The sequence below is a fragment of the Patulibacter sp. SYSU D01012 genome (genome assembly GCF_017916475.1).
Taxonomy (GTDB): domain Bacteria; phylum Actinomycetota; class Thermoleophilia; order Solirubrobacterales; family Solirubrobacteraceae; genus Patulibacter.
The window spans coordinates 354,825-372,380 of sequence record NZ_JAFMTB010000002.1; the positions used below are offsets into that span (position 1 = coordinate 354,825).

A 17,556-nucleotide genomic window follows, 5' to 3' on the forward strand; every position below is an offset into this window, starting at 1 on the left:
CTAGGCTCGGGCATGCCCCTGCATCCCCAGGCCGCCGCGTTCCTCCGCGAGACCGCCGACGCACCCCCGCTGGACGCCTGCACGCCGGAGGAGAACCGCGCCGCGCTCACGCAGGTCGTCCCGCTCACCGGCCCGGCCGTGCCGCTGCCGGTCGTCGAGGATGTCGCCCTGCCGACGGCGAGCGGGCCCGTGCCGGTCCGCGTCTACCGGCCCAGCCTCGCCCCGGGACTGCCGGCGATCGCGCACTTCCACGGCGGCGGCTGGACCGTCGGCGACCTCGACAGCCACGACACGACCTGCCGCGACCTGGCCGCCGGCGCCGAGGCCGTCGTCGTGGCGGTGGACTACCGTCGCGGTCCCGAGGACCCGTTCCCGGCCGCGTACGACGACTGCCTGGCCGTCACGGACGCGCTGCTGCAGGACGGCGCCGGCCTCGGCGTCGACCCGGCCCGGGTGGCGGTCGCGGGCGACAGCGCCGGCGGCAACCTGGCCGCAGTCGTCGCCCTCGCCCTGCGCGGCGTCGGCGCCGGGCTCGTCCACCAGGCCCTGATCTACCCGGCGACCGACCTGGCGGGGATCGGCGAGACGGCGAGCTACCGCGAGTACGCGGAGGGCCACTTCCTGACGACCCGCGACATGCGGTACTTCCGCGACTCGTACCTGGCCGGCCACGACCCGGCCGATCCGCGGGTGTCGCCGCTGCGGGCGGAGGACCTGTCGGGGCTGCCGCCGGCGACGGTCGTCACCGGGGAGCGCGACCCGCTGCGCGACGAGGGCGAGGCCTACGCCGACCGGCTGCGCGCCGCGGGCGTCCCGGCCGAGGTGCGGCGGTTCGCCGGGCAGGTGCACCCGTTCGTCCTGATGGCCGGGATGATCGACGACGCGGTCGAGGCGCGGCGGTACCTGTCCGCGCGCCTGCGGGCGGCGTTCGCGGGCTGAGCGCGGGCGGGACGGACGGCCGCCGCGGGACGGTCCCGCAGCGGCCCGCCCGCCGGCTCAGCCGACGGTGATCAGGTCCTTCGACAGCCCCGTCGTGAAGACGTCGGCGCCGTCCTTCGTGACGACCATGAGGTCCTCGATGCGCACGCCGTGCCGGCCGGGGACGTAGATCCCGGGCTCGACGGTGACGATCTCGCCCTCGCGCAGCGCGCCGGTGCCGCGCGGGCTGAGCGTCGGCGGCTCGTGGACCTCGAGACCCAGGCCGTGGCCGAGGCCGTGCCCGAAGTGGTCCCCGTGGCCGCCCTCGGCGATGATCCGCCGCGCGATGCCGTCGACGGCGCGGGCGTCGGCCCCGGCCTTCACGGCGGCGAGCGACTCGAGCTGCGCGCGCAGGACCAGGTCGTAGACCGCGCGGGCCTCGCCGTCGATCTCGCCCGTCGCGACGGTGCGGGTGCAGTCCGAGCAGTAGCCGTCCAGGACGCAGCCCCAGTCGACGGTCAGCAGCACGCCGGCCGGGATGACGTCGTCGGTCGGGTCCGCGTGCGGCAGCGCCCCGTGCGGGCCGGCCGCGATGATCGGGTCGAACGAGTTGCCGCTCGCCCCGAGCTCGCGCATGCGGGTCTCCAGGCGCAGCGCGACCTCCTTCTCGGTGCGGCCGACGACGCCGCCCTCGAGGATGACCTCGGTGAACGCCTGGCCCGCCAGGTCGGAGGCCGCGCGGATCCGGCGCTGCTCGTCCGCGTCCTTCACCGCGCGCAGGCCGCCGACGAGGCCGCTCGACGGGACGAGCTCCTGGCCGATCTCGATCGCGTTCTTCAGCCGACGGTGGGCGGCGAAGCTCATCTGCGCGTCGTCGAAGCCGACGCGCCGGGCGCCGTGCGGCAGGTGCGCGGCCAGGCCGGCGCCGCCGAGGTCGCGGCCGCCGTCGATGCGCTCCCACGGGTCGGCGACCTGGTCCGCCGCCTGGGTGACGTAGCGGAAGTCGGTGACGAAGCGGCGGACGGGCTCGCCGTCGTGCTCCCGGCCCACCACGACGACGGCGTTCGAGCCGGTGAAGCCGGTCAGCCAGCGGATGTCGTGCAGCGACGTGACGACGAGGGCGTCGAGCTCCTTCTCGGCGAGCAGGGCGAGGACGCGGTCGGCGCGCTCGATCGGGACGCTCATGCGCCCGCTCCCTCGGTCGACGTCGTGCTGGGCGGCGTCGGGTCCTGCGCGGGCATGGGCGGCGCGGCGGCGGGGTCGGCGGCGTTCTCGTCGTGCAAGGGATGCTCCGTGCTGTCGGGGTCGGTGATCTGCGGCGTCTCCGGGGTCGCCAGGTGCTCCTCGGTCGGCGTGCCCGTCGCCGGCGTGCGCGGCGGCGTGACCTCGAGCAGGTGCGCGTGGAGCGTGGCCAGGGCCTCGCGGTAGCCCTCCGGGCCCTTCCCCTGCACCGTGGCGAGCGTCAGGCCCGCGAAGACGGACTGGCGGCGGAACTCCTCGCGCTGGGCCACGTCGGAGAGGTGCACCTCGATCGCCGGAACGTTCGCGAGATCGAGCGCGTCGCGCAGCGCCCAGGAGTAGTGCGTCCACGCCCCCGCGTTGAGGAGCAGGCCGTCGACGAGGCCCTCCAGGCGGTGCAGGTGCTCGACGAGCGACCCCTCGTGGTTCGTCTGGAAGAACCGCGGCGTCATGTCGAGCTCGGCCGACCAGACCTCGATCTGCCGCTCGAGCTCGCGGAACGTCAGCGTGCCGTAGTGGTGCGGATCCCGGCGGCCCAGCTGGTCGAGATTGACGCCGTGCACGACGGCGACACGGAAGCGACGCATGGGGCTGATCCTCGCACGCCGCCCGACGCGCCCGCGCGCCGCCGGGGACGACGTTGCGTTAGGGCGCCCGAACGTATACCGTGCGCCGCGCCGAGTTAGGACCACCTAACCGGAACGTCCCCGTACCCCCGAGAACGAGAACCGCACGACATGCGCACCCCCCGTCTCCGCGTCCCCGCCGTCCTGGGCGGCGCCGCCCTGGCCGCCGTCCTCGCCGTCCCCGCGACGTCGCAGGCCACCGTCCCCACCGGCGTGAGCACCGCGAGCTGGAACCTCCGCCACTCCTGGGTCGACTACCTCGTCAACCCGTTCCTGAGCCTCGGCCAGGGCCGCGTCACCCCGACGGGCGCGACCGCCGCCGACAAGCCGGTCGCCGACCCGGCGGGCGGCGCGGCCGCCGGCCCGCCGTCGACGCCCTACGGCTACGTGTGGAAGGTCGGCGGCGACGTCACGACCGGCGGCACGCGCACCGTGACGCTGCGCGGCGGCCTGGACTTCGACCAGCCGCTGCACGGCATCGACATCTCGCTGCGCAACCTGCGCGTCGTGCCGTCGGGCAGCACCGAGACGCTCGTCGTCGACGGCTCGTACAAGACCACCGCCGGCAACACGGTGACGCTGACCGGCACGACGTTCGGCACGGTCTCCGCGACGGGCGGGGTCACGCTCAGCGCCGCCGGCGCGGCGATCTTCAACGGCGGGTCCAACGGCTCCTACGCCGCCGGCGACGCGTTCGGCACCGTCGCGTACGGCAGCTGACCCACCGCGCTCCCTCCCCGGCGGCCGCGGTGCGGCCGCCGGGCTCCGCGGCCCCGCCGCGCTCCCGACCGTCCCGACCGGAGGCTCCCGTGCCCGCCCGATCACCCCGCCGCCGCGCCCTGCGGCGCACCGCCGTCCTCGTCCCCGTCGCCACCCTCGCGCTCGCCGCCCCGGCGGGCGCGTCGTCGTGGTCCTCCCCCGTCCCCGTGCCCGACGGCGCCGTCGGCGCCCCGGCCACGTCCGCGCTGCGGGCGGGCGCCACCGCCGTCCAGGCCGCCGACGGCACCACCTGGGTCGCCTGGACCCAGAGCGTCGGCGCGAGCGCCGACACGGTGCGCGTCGCCCGCCGCACCCCCGACGGCGCGTGGAGCGCCGCCGAGACCGTCGCCACCCGACCACGCGCCGACGGCGAGACGGGCACGCGGCTGCGCGGCCCCGCGATCGACCTGACCCCCGGCGGCGCGCCCGTGGTCCTGTGGTCCCAGGCCACGGACACCGGCGACGAGTTCGGGGTGCGCGCCGCCCGCCGGGGCGGCGACGGCGCGTGGAGCACCCCGGCCGAGCTGGGCCCCGAGAGCTTCGGCTCGGGCGCCTTCGACAGCTCGCTCGCCGTCCACCACGTCGCCGACGGCCGCACCGTCGCGGCCTGGCGCGCCGGGACGACCGTGCGCGCCGCCGTCCTCGGCCCGGACGGGACGTGGTCGGCGACCGCGACGCTCGGCGACGACCTGCAGGGGACCGAGGTCGACGTCGCCTCGGACGCCGAGGGACGCATCACCGTGATCTGGGCCGGCGCGGACGGCGCGGTGGCCCGCACGCGCAGCGAGAGCGGCAGCTGGGGCGCCGCGCAGGCCGTCGGGCCCGACGCCGCGTCGACGCCGCGCGTCGCCGCCGACGCCCAGGGCGACCTGGTCGCCGTGTGGGCGTCCGCCGACGACGACACCGGCGACGGCGAGGTGCAGGTCGCGCGCCGCGGCGCGTCGGACGCGGCGTGGACCGTCGAGCCGCTCGCCGCGGCGGGCGCGCCGTCGCGCGTGGCCCCGGACGTCGCCCTCGACCGCCACGGCGACGCCACCGTCGTCTGGAGCACGACGGTCGCCGACGGCGAGGGCGCCGAGGCCGGGGCCGTCGTGCGCTCGCGCGTCCGGCGCCCGGACGGGAGCTGGGACGCCCCGCAGGACGTCTACGCGTCGCCCGCCACGGAGGGCCCGGCGGCGCCGCGGATCGTCAGCGGGCACGCGGGCACCGCGACCGTCGTGTGGACGGACGCGCGCTTCGGCTCGCCGCGGTTCGCGCGGCTGTCCGCCGCCACGCGCGCCGGCCTGGGCGCCGACTGGTCCGGCGCCACGCCGCTCAGCGACGCCGCGAACGGCTTCACGAGCGTGCCCGACAACGTGACGGCGGACGCCCTGGGCAACGTGGCGCTCGCCCTGACGCCACTGATGAGCGCCGTCGTCGCCAACGCGACGCCCCCCGTCCTGCGCGAGCTCGACGCCGCCCCGACCGTCGGCACGGACTGGAGCGCCCGCTGGCTGCCGGGGTCGATGAACCTGCGGACGTTCGTGAACTACCTGTACGGGTTCGACGGCGGCGTCGCGACGAGCGACGGGGCCACGCGGCCCGAGCCGCTCGACCGCTTCGGATACCGCCTGACCGTCGCGGACGCCTGGCGCGACGTCGACACCGGCGAGACCGTCGTGGAGCACCGCGGCACGGTGCGGATGACGAGCCCGCCGCACTTCATCGACATCCGCATCCTCGACCCCACGGTGCGGATCGCCGCCGACGGGCGCTCCGGCCGGATCGTCGCGTCCGGGCAGGGCAGCGGCCCGATGAACCCGGGCGCGACCGAGCCGTCGCTCGAGCCCTTCACCGACGCGACGCTCGTCGACCTGGACCTGACGGCCGGCGCGGTGCGGACCGGCGACGGCGGGCGCGTGCGGACGTACGTCGGCGTGCCGGGCAGGATCGCGGGCGGGGACGCCGAGCGCTACCTGGCGTACCCGTCCGGGACCGCGTACGGGACCTTCACCGTCACGATCCCGGCAGCCGTGCCGGACCGCGACCCGACGCCGGACGGCGGCGGAGCAGGCGGCGGCGCGGGCGGCGGGACCGGCGGCGGGACGCCCGTCGCGCCCGGCCCCGGCACCCCGCCCGGGCCCCCGATCACGGCCGCCCCGCCGAAGACTCCGGGCGGCGCCGCGGCGAAGCGGGTGACGGCGAGGGTCGTCGGACCCCGCGGCGCGCGCCGGACCGTGACGCTGACGACCGCCACGCGGATCGGGGCGAGCGGCTCGCGGAGCTACCGCGTGCGGCTGGTCCGCCGCGGGCGGACCGTCGCGACCGGCACGCTGAAGGGCCGTCGGCTGCGCGTCGTCGTGCGGTCGACGGGGCGCACGAAGGGCGGCAGGGCCCGCTACCCGCGGCTGACCGGCGCGTACGTGCTGCGGGCGCAGGGCGGCGCCGCGAAGCACCGCATCCCCGCCACGACGTTGCGCGTGCGGTAGGCGCCCCGCGCGGGCCGGCCCCTCGCCGGGGGCCGGCCCGGCGCTCAGCCCGCCAGCTCGGCGATCGCCGACCGCACGTCGCGGTCGGCCATCTGCTGGCCGTAGCGCACGTCGCCCGGCTCGCGGACGACGACGAACGGCACGGGCTCGGAGCCCAGGCGCTTCTTGTCCTTCGCCGTCGCCGCGTGCACCGCGCCCACGTCGATCGCCGGGTCCATCGTCGTCGGCAGGCCTGCCCGCGCCAGCAGCTCGGCGACCTGGCCGCGCAGCGCCTCCTGGCCGGACAGGCGAAGCGCGGCGAGCAGTCCCAGGCCGACGGCCTCGCCGTGCCGGTAGCGGCGGTAGTCCGTGACGGTCTCGATCGCGTGGCCCACGGTGTGGCCCAGGTTGAGGACCTGACGGCGCCCGCCGTCGCGCTCGTCGTCCGCGACGACCTGCAGCTTCGTCCGCGCGCACCGCAGCACCGTGAGCGGGTCGACCGGCGCGCCGGACGACACCTGCTCCCAGAGCGCGCCGCCGGCGATGAGCGCCGTCTTGACGACCTCGGCGTAGCCCGCGGCCAGCTCCTCGGGCGGGAGCGTCTCGAGCGTGTCGGGGTCGACGAGGACGGCGGCGGGCTGGTGGTACGCGCCGACGTAGTTCTTCGCCGCCGGCAGGTCGACGCCGGTCTTGCCGCCGTACGCCGAGTCGACCTGCGCGACGAGGGTCGTCGGCACCTGCACGACGGGGATGCCGCGCTGGTACGTCGAGGCGACGAACCCGGCCAGGTCCCCGACGACGCCGCCGCCGATCGCCACGACGTGGTCGGCGCGCGTGACGCCCTGCTCGACGAACGCACTCCAGACGCGCTCGCAGGTGGCGAGCGTCTTGTGCGCCTCGCCGGCGGGGAACTCGACGACGCCCGCCAGCCCGGGCACGCGGCCGGCGTGATGCTCGGCGACGTGCTCGTCGGTCACCGCGATGCGGCGCGAGCCGTCGGGCAGCGGCCACGGCGGCAGGTCGCGCAGCAGGCCCGGGCGCAGCCACACGGGGTAGCCGCCGGAGTCGGTGTGCGCCCACAGCAGCCGGGCGCCCTTGGCGTCCCGCACCTGCCGGATCGCGGGGATCGCGGTGCGCAGCAGCTGCCGGTCGACCTCGGGCAGGACGACGTCCGCCACCTGCTCGTAGACCTCCTGGCGCTCGTGGTACCGCGCGACGAACGCGTCGCGGTCCTTCGCGAGCGGCCGGCTGGAGCGCTTCGCGCGCCGCCACGCCGTCGGCAGGGACACGTGCAGCAGCACGACGGTGTGGCGCGCGAGCGCCTCGCGCACCCGGGCGGAGCCGAGCGTGCCGCCGCCGAGCGAGATCACGTCCCCGTCGGCCTTGTCGAGGATCTCGAGCGTCACCCGCTCCTCGACCTCGCGGAACGCCGCCTCGCCGTGGCGGCCGAAGTACTGCGGGATCGTCATCCCGACGTCCTGCTCGACCCGCTTGTCGGTGTCGATCGTCCGCGCGCGCAGGGCGCTGGCGAACATCCGGGCGCCGGTGGTCTTGCCGGCCCCCATGAAGCCGACGAGGACGACCGCCGGCGCGGGGCGCTTCCTGCTCATGCCGTGCGCCTCCGCCCGCTCAGCGGGTCCAGCCGATGCGCTGCTCGTACGCGGCGACGGCGGCCTTCACGTCGTCGATGTGGTCGCCGCCGAACTTCTCGCGGTACGCCGCGGCGAGCACCAGCGCGATCATCGCCTCGCCCACGACGCCCGCCGCCGGCACGACGCAGTTGTCCGTCCGCTCGCGCAGCGCCTTCGCGGGCTCGCCCGTCGTCAGGTCGACCGAGCGCAGCGGCTTCGTGATCGTCGGGATCGGCTTGACCACGGCGCGGACCGTGAGCGTCTGGCCGGTCGTCATGCCGCCCTCGAGACCGCCGGCGTGCTCGGTGCGCCGACGCACGGCGCCCGTCACCTCGTCGCCGTCGGCCGCGTCGCCCAGGCCGAAGATCTCGTCCTGCGCCTGCGAGCCCGGCGTCTCCGCCAGGCGGAAGCCGTCGCCGAACTCGACGCCCTTGTGCGCCTGGATCGAGCAGATCGCCTGCGCCAGGCGGCCGTCCAGGCGCTCCTGCCAGGAGACGTGCGACCCGAGGCCCGGGTGCAGGCCGAAGGTCAGCACCTCGTAGCAGCCGCCGATCGACTCGTTCGCCTTCCGCTCGGCGGTGATGTGCGCCACCATCGCCTTCGACGCGTCGGCGTCGAGCGTGCGGACGGGGTCGTCGTCGATCCCCTCGAAGTCGGAGAGCGTCAGCGGCGCGGCCGGCGTCGGCGCGTGGACCGGGCCGATCTGGGTGACGTGCGAGCGGATCTCGACGCCGAGGGCGCGCAGGAACGCCTTCGCGAGCGTGCCACCGGCGACGCGCGCGGCGGTCTCGCGGGCGGACGCGCGCTCGAGGACGTTGCGGACGTCGTCGTGGCCGTACTTCCACACGCCGACCATGTCGGCGTGCCCCGGGCGCGGCATGTGGACGGGCGCGACCTCGGCCTCGACGGGCCAGGGGTTCATGCGCTCCTCCCAGTTCGCGTAGTCGCGGTTCTGGACCCACAGCGAGACGGGCCCGCCGAGCGTGCGGCCGTGGCGGACGCCGGCGCGCACCTCGGCCGTGTCCGTCTCGATCTTCATCCGCCCGCCGCGACCGAAGCCGAGCTGCCGCCGCGCCATGTCGCGGTTCATGGCGTCGCGGTCGAGCTCGAGGCCGGCCGGCAACCCCTCTACGAGCGCGGTGAGCCCCGGACCGTGTGATTCGCCGGCGGTGGAGAGCGTCAGGGTCATCCCGCGCGATTCTACGGTTCCGGGCCGCCACGACCGGGCTCGCCTCTGCCCGCTCACAGCGCGCCCACGTACGCGTCGACGAGCGGCCCGCCCGCCGCGAGCGCCACCAGACCCCCGGCGGCCAGGTACGGCCCGAACGGCAGGGTCGTCCGCCGCGCCGCCCCGACGCCCCGCCGGAGCGCCAGGCCGGCGCCCCACGCGGTGGCGGCCACGAGGGCCGCGAGCACCGCGACCGCGACGGCCGGACCCAGGCACAGCCCCAGCACGCCCGCGAGCTTCACGTCGCCGAGACCCATCCCGTCGGGGCGGGCGAGCGCCGGCACGAGCAGGAACCCGGCCGCCGCGGCCGCCCACGCCACGCGCGCCGGCGTGCCGTCGCCGTCCAGGGCCAGGCCGGCGACGAGCGCCGCCACCGCCGCGGGCAGCGTCACGGCGTTGGGGATCCGGCGCTCCCGCAGGTCGACGACCGTCGCGGGGACGACCGCGCCCACGAGGACCGCCCCGAGGGCGAGGGCCGCGGACGGCGCCAGGACGGCCAGGACGGCCCCGGCCGCCAGGCCGACGAGGAGCGAGCGGAGGACGGGCGGCGGGGACGACACGGGCCGCCCACGCTACGGCCGGCCGTGCGCCGCGTGGGCGGCCGATCGTGCCGGATCCGTGCCGGTCCTCCCCGCGCGGCGTCACACCCGCAGGGCGCCGTCCTCCCACGCGAAGCCGCGGCGGACGAGGTGGTCGCGCAGGGCGACGAGCGCCAGGTCCTTCCCCTTCGCCTCGAGCATGACGTCGACGTCGCCGCGGCCCAGCGGCCCGCGCAGCAGCTCCTCGAAGCCGATCGGGTCCACGGTGTCCGCGTGCGCGCGCAGCGGCGGCACGACGGGCGTGCGGACCGTCTTGCGGCCGACCTTCCGCTCGCGCTCCTCGAGCGCGGTGCGGGGCGAGCTGTAGTGGATCTTCGGCCGCACCCCGGCGGGCCACGTGCCCCGGGCCAGGTCCAGGGCCTCGCCGACCGTGAGCCCCTCGGGGTCGTGGCAGTGGTGGTGCAGCACGTCGAAGACGACCGGAACGCCCAGGTCCTCGGACAGCGGCAGCACGTCCGTCAGGGCGAACGATCGGTCGTCGTTCTCGATCACGAGCCGCCGTCGGGCGGCGTCCGAGAGCCGCGCGAAGCCCGCCCGGAAGCGGTCGTGCGCGGCGTCGACGCCGCCCGCTGCGCCGCCGACGTGCAGGATCACCACGCACTCGGGGCCGAGGCCCATCGCGTCGAAGAGCGCGCCCTGCACGTCGAGCTCGGCGACGGCCGCGGCCTGCGTGTCCGGGTTCTCGGAGTTCAGGACGGTGTACTGCCCGGGGTGCGTCGACACCCGGACGCCGAGCTCGCGGATGCGGGCGCCGTGCGCCGCGAGCTCCTCCGCGCACTCCTCGACCTGGCCGTGGAACTCGGGGTGGCCGGGGAAGGTCGCGTAGGGCGCCAGCTGCGTCGGCATCCGGTACATCCGCACGTCGAGCTCGTCGAGGCGCTCCAGGATCGCCGCCTGCAGCTCGAGGGAGCGCCGCAGGTGGGGCCCGGACTGCCAGCGGCGGGTGTCGTGCGACGGCAGCCCGCCGCCGCCGAGCACCTTGACGGCGAAGCCGAGGCGGTGGAGGCCCACCGGGTCAGTCCAGCTCGGAGTGGAGCTTGAGGGCCTTGCCGCCGTCCTCCTGCTCCACGAGGTACGCCGGGTTGTCCTCCGACCCGTTCTTCACGACCTTCGTGCCCTTGATCGTGCGCTGCACGCGCCGCTCGAACGTCTCGGCGACCCTCCCCTCGGCGGTCGAGCGCCCCCACGTCCAGTGGACCGTGGACCCCTTGCGGTGCTTGGCCGGCATGGAGGACGCGTACCCCGGCGGGGGCGCGCGAAACGACGCGGGCCGCGGCGCCCCGGCCCGACGCGTCGGTCGACGGGGTGGCTGGGCCGGGGCGCGGCCCGCTGCGCCGCCCGGGCGCGCGCATCCGCCATGATCCCCGCATGCCGGCGCTGCGCCTGACCTTCCTCGTCGCCCTCGTGGTCGGCGTGCTCGCCGTGGTGGCGGCGTCGACGAGCATGACCCGGAACCCCGGCGAGGATCCGCTGGGCCGGACGACGACGGCGCAGACGGCGCCGGCGGCGTCCGCGGGCGAGGCCGTGACCGCGACGGCGCCAGCCACCGAGCCGATCCGCGCCCGCGTCGGCGATCTCGTCCAGCTGACGGTGACGCTGAAGGCCGCCGACACCGTGGTCGTCGACGCGTTCGGCGTGCACGAGGACGTCGGCCCCGGCGTCCCGATGCTCGTGCCGGTCGTGGCGCTGCGTCCGGGCACGTTCGCGGTCCGCACGCGGCTCGGGGGCAAGCGGATCGCCACGCTCGTCGTGTCGCCCGCCCGCGGCGCCGGCGGCTCGGGCGGGACCGCGCCGGACGACGGCGCGGGCGAGCGGGCCCCGGAGGCGCCGGGCCAGGACGCCCCCGTGACGGCGCACCGCGTGGTCGTCGCGCTCTAGGCGCGGGCGCCCGCCGGCCCCGGCGACCACCGCGTCTGGCCGGCCCAGCGTCCGGGCCCGGGGCGCTGCGGGCCGTGCCGCGCGCGCCAGGACCGCGCGCGCCGGGACCGGGTGCGCCGGGTCAGTCCTCCTTGCGGGCCGAGCGCGCGGTGCGGGGCCGCGGGATCGGGGCGTTCGCCGGCGGGGCGGCCTTCTTCGCCGCCGCCTTCCGCGTGCCCGTCGCCTTGGCCTTCGTGGCCTTCGTGGCCGGGGCCTTCTTCGCCGCCGTGCCGGTCGTCTTGCGGCCGCCCCGCTTGGAGAGCATCGCCTTCGCCCGCTCCTGCGCCGCGGCGACCTCCTCCGGCGTCTTCTCGCGCGGCGTCTCCGACGGGTGCTCCTGGGCGTCGTGCCCGGGCTGCAGCACCTTCGTCCCCTCGCACCAGGGGCAGACGACCTCGTGCGGGGTGCCGTCGGCGTTCGAGATCAGCGTGCCGGTCTCGCGGCACACGTGGCAGGGCCGGGGGCCCTGCGCGGACGCGTCCGATCCGCCGCCGACGCCGCGGGCCTGGGCACCGCGCTTGCTGAACTGGGACGCCTCCATCGGGGCCGAGCATACGCACGGCCGTCCGCGGCCTGCGCTGCGGGGCGGCCCCCGGCCGCGGCGGCGGCCGTCGGACGGCGCGGCGCTAGCGTTGCGGCATGGCCTCGTCGGACGGGCGCTTCGCCCCCAGCCCCAGCGGCCCGCTGCACCTGGGGAACCTGCGGACGGCGCTCGTCGCCTGGCTGCGGGCCCGATCGCAGGGCGCGCGGTTCCTCGTCCGGATCGAGGACCTGGACCGCGGCCGCAGCCGCCCCGAGCACGAGGCCGCGCAGCTGCGGGAGCTCGCCGTCCTCGGCCTGGACTGGGACGCGCCGCCCGTCCGCCAGTCCGCCCGCGACGCGCTCTACGCCGCGGCCGTCGCCCGGCTGGCCGCCCGCGACCTCGTCTACCCCTGCTGGTGCACCCGCGCCGAGATCCGCGAGGCCGCCGGCGCCCCGCACGGCGACCTGCCCGAGGGCGCCTACCCCGGCACCTGCGCGGGCCTGAGCGCCGCCGAGCGCGCCGAGCGGGAGCGCACGGGCCGGCCCGCCGCGCTGCGCGTCCGCGCCGGCGCCGCCCGCGCGACGGCCCACGACCTGGTCCGCGGCGAGATCGTCGCCACGGTGGACGACTTCGTCGTGCGCCGCGGCGACGGCACCTACGCCTACAACCTGGCCGTCGTGGTCGACGACGGCGACCAGGGCGTCGGCGAGGTCGTCCGCGGCGACGACCTGGCGTCGAGCGCCCCGCGGCAGGCGTGGCTGGCCGGCGTGCTGGGCGTGCCGGTCCCGACGTACCTGCACGTGCCGCTCGTCCTCGGCCCGGACGGTCGTCGTCTGGCCAAGCGCGACGGCGCCGTGACGCTCGAGGACCGCGAGGCGCTCGGGGAGGACGCCGCCGCCGTGCGGGCCCGCCTGGCGGCGAGCCTGGGCCTGTGCTCCCCCGACGAGCGGCCCACGGCGCAGGAGCTGGTCGCCCGCTTCGACGTGGCGCTGCTGCGGGGCGCGGGGCCGCTGCGGTGGGATCCGGTCGCCGGCCCGCTGCCGGCGGCCGCCGGCTAGCCGCGGGACGCGGCGGCGTGGGACACTCGGACGGTGTTCACGCCCGTGAAGATCGTCCGCGTGTGGCTGCCCGGCCTGATCATCGTCATCGGCGCGGCCATGCTCATCATCAGCCCCGACATCGTCGGGCTCGAGGGCTTCGCGCTCATGCTCGGCGGCGGGCTCGGCGTGATCGTCTCCAACCGCATCCACAAGATGGGGCTGCAGGGCGAGAAGGACCGCGACCGCGAGATGGACGCCCGCGTGTTCTTCGAGCGCTACGGCGTGTGGCCCGACGAGGCGTCGCCCGAGCTGCTGGCGCGGGCCGAGGAGGACCGCCGGCGCGAGGCGGCCGGTGCGGTCACGCCCGACTTCGCCGCCGACCCGGACGCCGCGGCGCCCGTCGCGGGGACGCTGGACGACGCCGGCGGTCCGGGCCGCGGCGAGCCGGCCGCCCCGGCCGAGAGCCCGCACCGCAGCGGGTCGGCCGCGGGGCCGGCGCGGCGCCGCCGCCCCTGAGCGCGGCCGCCCGCGCCCGGCGGCGCGGGTAGGCTCCACGCACCCGTGCCGCGCTCCACCGACTCCATCGTCCGCGAACTGGCCGCGACCGCCCGCGAGCACGGGCGCCTAGGCATCGACACGGAGTTCGTCGGCGAGGGGCGCTACCGGCCCCTCCTCTGCCTGGTCCAGGTCGCCGTCGACGCCCCCAACGGCATCCGCATCGAGCTGCTCGACCCGCTCGTCGACGACTTCGACCCGACGCCGCTCGCCGAGGTGCTCGCCGACCCCGCGATCGAGGTCGTGCTGCACGCCGCCCGCCAGGACGTCGCGCTGCTCAAGCGCACGTGGCGGACGGAGGTGCGCGGGATCTTCGACACGCAGCTGGCCGCCGGGTTCGCGGGGCTGCGCTCGCAGATGGGCTACGACGCGCTGCTGCGCGAGGTGCTGCGCGTCAAGCTCGAGAAGTCCGCGAGCTTCACCCGCTGGGAGCAGCGCCCGCTGAGCGACGAGCAGAAGCGCTACGCGGCGGAGGACGTCCAGCACCTGCTGCAGCTCTCCGTCGCCCTGCAGAACCGCCTGGTCGACCTGGGGCGCCTGGACTGGGCGATCGAGGAGTGCCGGGCGCTCGAGGAGGTCCACGACAGCCGCGAGCCCGAGGTCCTCTTCCCGCGCCTGCCGCGCATCGACGGCCTGGACCCGGCCCAGCGCGCCGTGGCGTTCCGGCTGCTGCAGTGGCGCGAGCAGGAGGCCGCGGAGGCCGACCGGCCGCCGTCGACGGTGCTGCAGGACCAGACGCTCGTCGAGCTGGCGAAGCGGCGGCCGCAGAACCGCGAGCGGCTGCAGCAGATCCGCGGCGTGACCGAGGCGACGCTGCATCGCCGGGGCGACCGCCTGCTGCGGGCGATCGCCGAGGGCCGCAAGGGCGAGCCGATCCCCGTCGAACGCGAGCGCCCGGCCCGTCAGGACCCCGTCGATCCCGAGCTCGTGGCCCTGACGGAGACGCTCGTGCGGATCCGGGCGAAGCAGGAGGACCTGGCGTACGAGCTGCTGGCCAACCGCTCGGACCTGCAGCGGATCATCGCCGCGTGGCGCGACGGCAGCGCGACGCCGGACGTGCGGACGCTGCACGGCTGGCGCGGCGACGTGGTGGGCCGCGACATCCGCGCGCTGCTCGACGGCGAGCTGCGCCTGCGCGTCAGCGCGGACCGACGCGTCGTCGCCGAGCGCTAGCGCCCGCCGCCGGCCGCGCGGCTCCCGCGCGGGCGCCGTGACGGTCGGCGGGACGCCGGCCGTCACGGGCGGCGGCTCAGACGGGGTCGTCCTGCGGCCCGACGACGTCGCGCAGCTCGACGACGCCGTCGTCGCGCGTCCACCAGCGCAGACGCAGGCCGTCCGTGGCCGGGACGGCGCAGGACCAGCACGCGGCGCCGTCCTCGTCGCGGTGCACCTGGTCGCCGGCCGCGTCGAGGACCGCGCCGACGTCCAAGTCGTCCGCCTCGCCGGGCTTGCCCGACGCGATCCGCGCCGCGACGACCGCCAGGGCGGCCGGCGAGACCGCGGCGCGGTGCAGGTCGACGGCGCGCAGGTAGTCCTCGCCGAGCGCGAACGGCCCGAGCGGCCGGTCGCGGCGCCCCGCGTCGTGGTCGCGCGCCAGCCAGGCGGCGTAGATCTCGAGCTGGTGCCCGCGGACCCGGTCGCGCAGCACCGCTGCGGGGACGGTCAGGTCGCCGAGCTGCGCGGGCCGCGGCGGCTGGGGCGGTGCCATGCCCTCGCGCACGCCGGGCACCCGCGCCGCGGCACGGTGGGCGGCGGCTCGCGCCTCGGGGGCCAGGGCGTCCAGGCGGGCCTCGGCGAGCTTCTCGCGCAGGCCGCGGATCTCGTCGCGCGCGCCGTCGAGCGCCCGCAGCAGCTCGGGGTCGCCGCCGGGACGGCGGGACGGCGGGGCGGGACCGTCGACGCGCGCGTCCCCGGCCGCGTCCGCGGGCCGGCCGCCGGGCAGCGCGACGAGCCGGGCGCCGGCGCGTCCGCCGCGGCGCGGCGGGCCCTCGGCGAAGCGCTCCGCGAGCACCTCGAGCGCGCGCGGCCCGTAGCGGCCCATGCGGTCGAGGACGAGCGGGTGGTCGCGCGGGTCGGCGTCCTCGTCGACGCCGGGCCACCAGATCCGCGCCGCGCCGCCGAAGACGCCGAGCTGCGGGGGCAGCAGCTGCGACAGGTAGCGGGTGGCCGGGCCGGTGCGCACCGCGCGGATCTCGGCGTCGCGTCCGACGGCCTGCCGCACCCGGTGGTGGTCGAACGCCGGGCGGTCCTCGCCGGGCCGGGTCGACAGGCAGACGAGCGGGACGCGGCGGGCGGGGTCGAGCACCTCGGCGGCCAGGCGCTCGCCCTCGTGCTCGGTCGCGGCGACGGCGATGCCCAGGTGGAGCGGGTTGGGGCGACGGGTGGCGGGGCGCCGCGGGCGGCGGGCCTCGGCGCGCGGATCGGCGCCGCCGCGGGGGGACGCCTTCGTGGGGTCGTGACGCATGGAGCCTCCGGGAGGGACGGAACGACCTGCGCGCGCACGGGGCGACGCGCCTGGGCAAGCGTAGAGCCTCGGGCGGTCGGGCCGGCCCGGACGCGGCTCGGGGTCCCGGCGCGGACCGTCTCGCTCGCTCGCCCGCTCGCCCGCCCCGCGCCGCGTACCCCCTCTGGTCCCGTCCGACCCGACCCGTGCCGGCCCGTCCTGACTCTTTACTTGCATCATGCAGGTAAACGGAGTACGGTGGATGGACGTCGTCGGGCCCGCCACCACCGCGCGCCCCGCCAGCGAAAGGACCCCTCTCTTGTCGCACGCACCCTCCGAAGGCCGCTTCTTCGACCAGCCCCGCGCCGTCTGGGCCGTCGCGTTCGCCGCCGTCGTCTCGTTCATGGGCCTCGGCCTCGTCGACCCCATCCTCCCCGCCATCGCGCAGGACCTCGACGCCTCGCAGAGCGACGTCCTGCTCCTGTTCACGAGCTACTTCGCCGTCACGGGCATCGCCATGCTCGTCGCCAGCGCCGTCTCCAGCCGCATCGGCCCGAAGCGCACCCTGCTCTCCGGCCTGGTGCTCATCGTCGTCTTCGCCGCGCTCGCGGGCTCCTCGAGCACCGTCGGCGCCATCGTCGGCCTGCGCGCCGGCTGGGGCCTGGGCAACGCGCTGTTCATCGCCACCGCCCTGTCGGCCATCATCGCCGCCGCGCGCGGCGGCGTCGGCCGCGCCGTGATCCTCTTCGAGGCCGCCCTCGGCCTGGGCATCTCGGTCGGGCCGCTGCTCGGCGGCGCGCTGGGCGGCATCTCGTGGCGCGGGCCGTTCTACGGCGTCGCCGTGCTCATGCTGATCGGCCTCGTCGCCGTCACGTTCCTGCTTCCGGCGTCGCCGAAGCCGCAGCCGCACGAGCACACGTCGCTGCTGGCCCCCGTCCGCGCCCTCGCCCTGCGGCCCGTCCGCGCCAGCGCGATCGTCGCCGTCCTCTACAACTTCGGCTTCTTCACCCTGCTGGCGTACTCGCCGTTCCCGCTCCACATGGGCGCCACCGCGCTGGGCCTCGTGTTCTTCGGCTGGGGCCTCCTGCTCGCCGTCTTCTCGGTCTTCGGCGCCCCGCGCATCGCGGCCCGCTTCGGCGACCTCGAGGCCCTCGGCGGCGCGTTCGTCGGCATGACCGTCGTGCTCGCGCTCATGGGCGCCCTGCACGCGAGCCAGACCGCCCTGGCCGTGCTGGTGATTGCCGCCGGCGCCTTCCTGGGCGTCGCCAACACCGTCCTGACGCAGCTCGTCATGGAGTCCGCGCCGATCGACCGGCCGACCGTCTCCTCCTCGTACAACTTCGTCCGGTTCACCGGCGGCGCCCTGGCCCCGTTCGCGGCCGGCAAGCTCGGCGAGCACGTCGGCGTCGGGATCCCGTTCTTCCTCGGGGCCCTCGCCGTCGCGGCCGCGGCCGTCGCGCTCTACGCCTACCGCACCGCCTTCCGCGACACGGCCGCCGTCGAGCTCGACGAGATCCTCGAGTTCGACACGACGACGATCGACCCCCAGCCGCTCGTCCCCGCGCACCGCTAGGCGCCCGGCAACGCGAGGAGGTTCCCGTGTGCGCTCGGCGCGCACGGGGTACGCGCCG

Annotated in this window: 17 protein-coding genes; 8 read left to right on the forward strand and 9 right to left on the reverse strand. The window is 77.1% G+C overall.

All coding sequences use genetic code 11. The annotated features are described in order from the left end of the window. The first annotated feature begins 12 nt into the window (after positions 1–12). A complete protein-coding gene (locus J3P29_RS11120; protein WP_210493442.1) occupies positions 13–939 on the forward strand; it encodes an alpha/beta hydrolase in 927 nt (308 codons plus the stop codon). A gap of 57 nt (positions 940–996) precedes the next feature. On the opposite strand, the gene J3P29_RS11125 is transcribed toward J3P29_RS11120, so the two are convergent. Continuing rightward, positions 997–2,103, reverse strand: a complete 1,107-nt coding sequence (locus J3P29_RS11125) for a Xaa-Pro peptidase family protein (RefSeq protein WP_210493444.1) — start codon at positions 2,101–2,103, stop codon at positions 997–999. Next, the gene (locus tag J3P29_RS11130; RefSeq protein ID WP_210493445.1) at positions 2,100–2,744 is read right to left on the reverse strand and encodes a type II 3-dehydroquinate dehydratase; all 645 of its coding nucleotides are present in this window, start codon (positions 2,742–2,744) and stop codon (positions 2,100–2,102) included. The genes J3P29_RS11125 and J3P29_RS11130 overlap by 4 nt, the downstream gene beginning before the upstream one ends. 150 nt (positions 2,745–2,894) lie before the next feature. On the opposite strand from J3P29_RS11130, the gene J3P29_RS11135 reads away from it, so the two are divergent. Both J3P29_RS11135 and J3P29_RS20750 read left to right on the forward strand, forming a co-directional pair. Continuing rightward, positions 2,895–3,503, forward strand: a complete 609-nt coding sequence (locus J3P29_RS11135; protein WP_210493446.1) for an HtaA domain-containing protein — start codon at positions 2,895–2,897, stop codon at positions 3,501–3,503. 89 nt (positions 3,504–3,592) lie between these two features. After that, positions 3,593–6,010 (forward strand): HtaA domain-containing protein, encoded by a 2,418-nt coding sequence (locus tag J3P29_RS20750; protein ID WP_210493447.1) that lies wholly within the window; start codon positions 3,593–3,595, stop codon positions 6,008–6,010. Between the two features lie 44 nt (positions 6,011–6,054). Here the strand turns inward: J3P29_RS20750 and J3P29_RS11145 are convergent, their stop codons facing one another. From J3P29_RS11145 to J3P29_RS11165, 5 genes are all read right to left on the reverse strand, one after another. After that, positions 6,055–7,599, reverse strand: a complete 1,545-nt coding sequence (locus J3P29_RS11145) for a bifunctional shikimate kinase/3-dehydroquinate synthase (protein WP_210493449.1) — start codon at positions 7,597–7,599, stop codon at positions 6,055–6,057. Between the two features lie 19 nt (positions 7,600–7,618). Further along, positions 7,619–8,809: a chorismate synthase gene (gene aroC, locus J3P29_RS11150; RefSeq protein WP_246851905.1), complete on the reverse strand. Its 1,191-nt coding sequence runs from the start codon at positions 8,807–8,809 to the stop codon at positions 7,619–7,621. 53 nt (positions 8,810–8,862) lie between these two features. Next, positions 8,863–9,408 carry an A24 family peptidase gene (locus J3P29_RS11155; protein WP_210493450.1) on the reverse strand — a complete coding sequence of 182 codons (546 nt, stop codon included), beginning with the start codon at positions 9,406–9,408 and terminating at the stop codon, positions 8,863–8,865. 81 nt (positions 9,409–9,489) lie between these two features. Further along, on the reverse strand, positions 9,490–10,458 hold the full coding sequence (gene uvsE / locus J3P29_RS11160) for a UV DNA damage repair endonuclease UvsE (protein ID WP_210493451.1): 969 nt from the start codon (positions 10,456–10,458) through the stop codon (positions 9,490–9,492). A 4-nt stretch (positions 10,459–10,462) separates the two neighbouring features. Continuing rightward, positions 10,463–10,675: a DUF2945 domain-containing protein gene (locus tag J3P29_RS11165; RefSeq protein ID WP_210493453.1), complete on the reverse strand. Its 213-nt coding sequence runs from the start codon at positions 10,673–10,675 to the stop codon at positions 10,463–10,465. 140 nt (positions 10,676–10,815) lie between these two features. Here J3P29_RS11165 and J3P29_RS11170 point away from each other — a divergent pair, with 140 nt between their 5' ends. Next, complete coding sequence (locus J3P29_RS11170) at positions 10,816–11,325, forward strand: hypothetical protein (protein ID WP_210493454.1); 510 nt, start codon at positions 10,816–10,818, stop codon at positions 11,323–11,325. 121 nt (positions 11,326–11,446) lie between these two features. On the opposite strand, the gene J3P29_RS11175 is transcribed toward J3P29_RS11170, so the two are convergent. Then, on the reverse strand, positions 11,447–11,905 hold the full coding sequence (locus J3P29_RS11175) for a hypothetical protein (RefSeq protein ID WP_210493455.1): 459 nt from the start codon (positions 11,903–11,905) through the stop codon (positions 11,447–11,449). Positions 11,906–12,003: 98 nt separating this feature from the next. On the opposite strand from J3P29_RS11175, the gene gluQRS reads away from it, so the two are divergent. From gluQRS to J3P29_RS20755, 3 genes are read left to right on the forward strand one after another with little or no spacing between them, the layout of a single operon-like run. Next, positions 12,004–12,945 carry a tRNA glutamyl-Q(34) synthetase GluQRS gene (gene gluQRS / locus J3P29_RS11180; RefSeq protein WP_210493456.1) on the forward strand — a complete coding sequence of 314 codons (942 nt, stop codon included), beginning with the start codon at positions 12,004–12,006 and terminating at the stop codon, positions 12,943–12,945. Positions 12,946–12,978: 33 nt separating this feature from the next. Continuing rightward, entirely contained in the window at positions 12,979–13,443 is a 465-nt protein-coding gene (locus tag J3P29_RS19885) for a hypothetical protein (protein ID WP_349239826.1), read from the forward strand. Between the two features lie 45 nt (positions 13,444–13,488). Further along, positions 13,489–14,655, forward strand: a complete 1,167-nt coding sequence (locus J3P29_RS20755; protein ID WP_210493457.1) for an HRDC domain-containing protein — start codon at positions 13,489–13,491, stop codon at positions 14,653–14,655. A 76-nt stretch (positions 14,656–14,731) separates the two neighbouring features. Here J3P29_RS20755 and J3P29_RS11195 read toward each other — a convergent pair whose 3' ends face one another. Beyond that, the gene (locus tag J3P29_RS11195) at positions 14,732–15,946 is read right to left on the reverse strand and encodes a hypothetical protein (protein WP_210493459.1); all 1,215 of its coding nucleotides are present in this window, start codon (positions 15,944–15,946) and stop codon (positions 14,732–14,734) included. A gap of 298 nt (positions 15,947–16,244) precedes the next feature. On the opposite strand from J3P29_RS11195, the gene J3P29_RS11200 reads away from it, so the two are divergent. After that, on the forward strand, positions 16,245–17,498 hold the full coding sequence (locus J3P29_RS11200; protein WP_210493460.1) for an MFS transporter: 1,254 nt from the start codon (positions 16,245–16,247) through the stop codon (positions 17,496–17,498). Positions 17,499–17,556 lie beyond the last annotated feature (58 nt).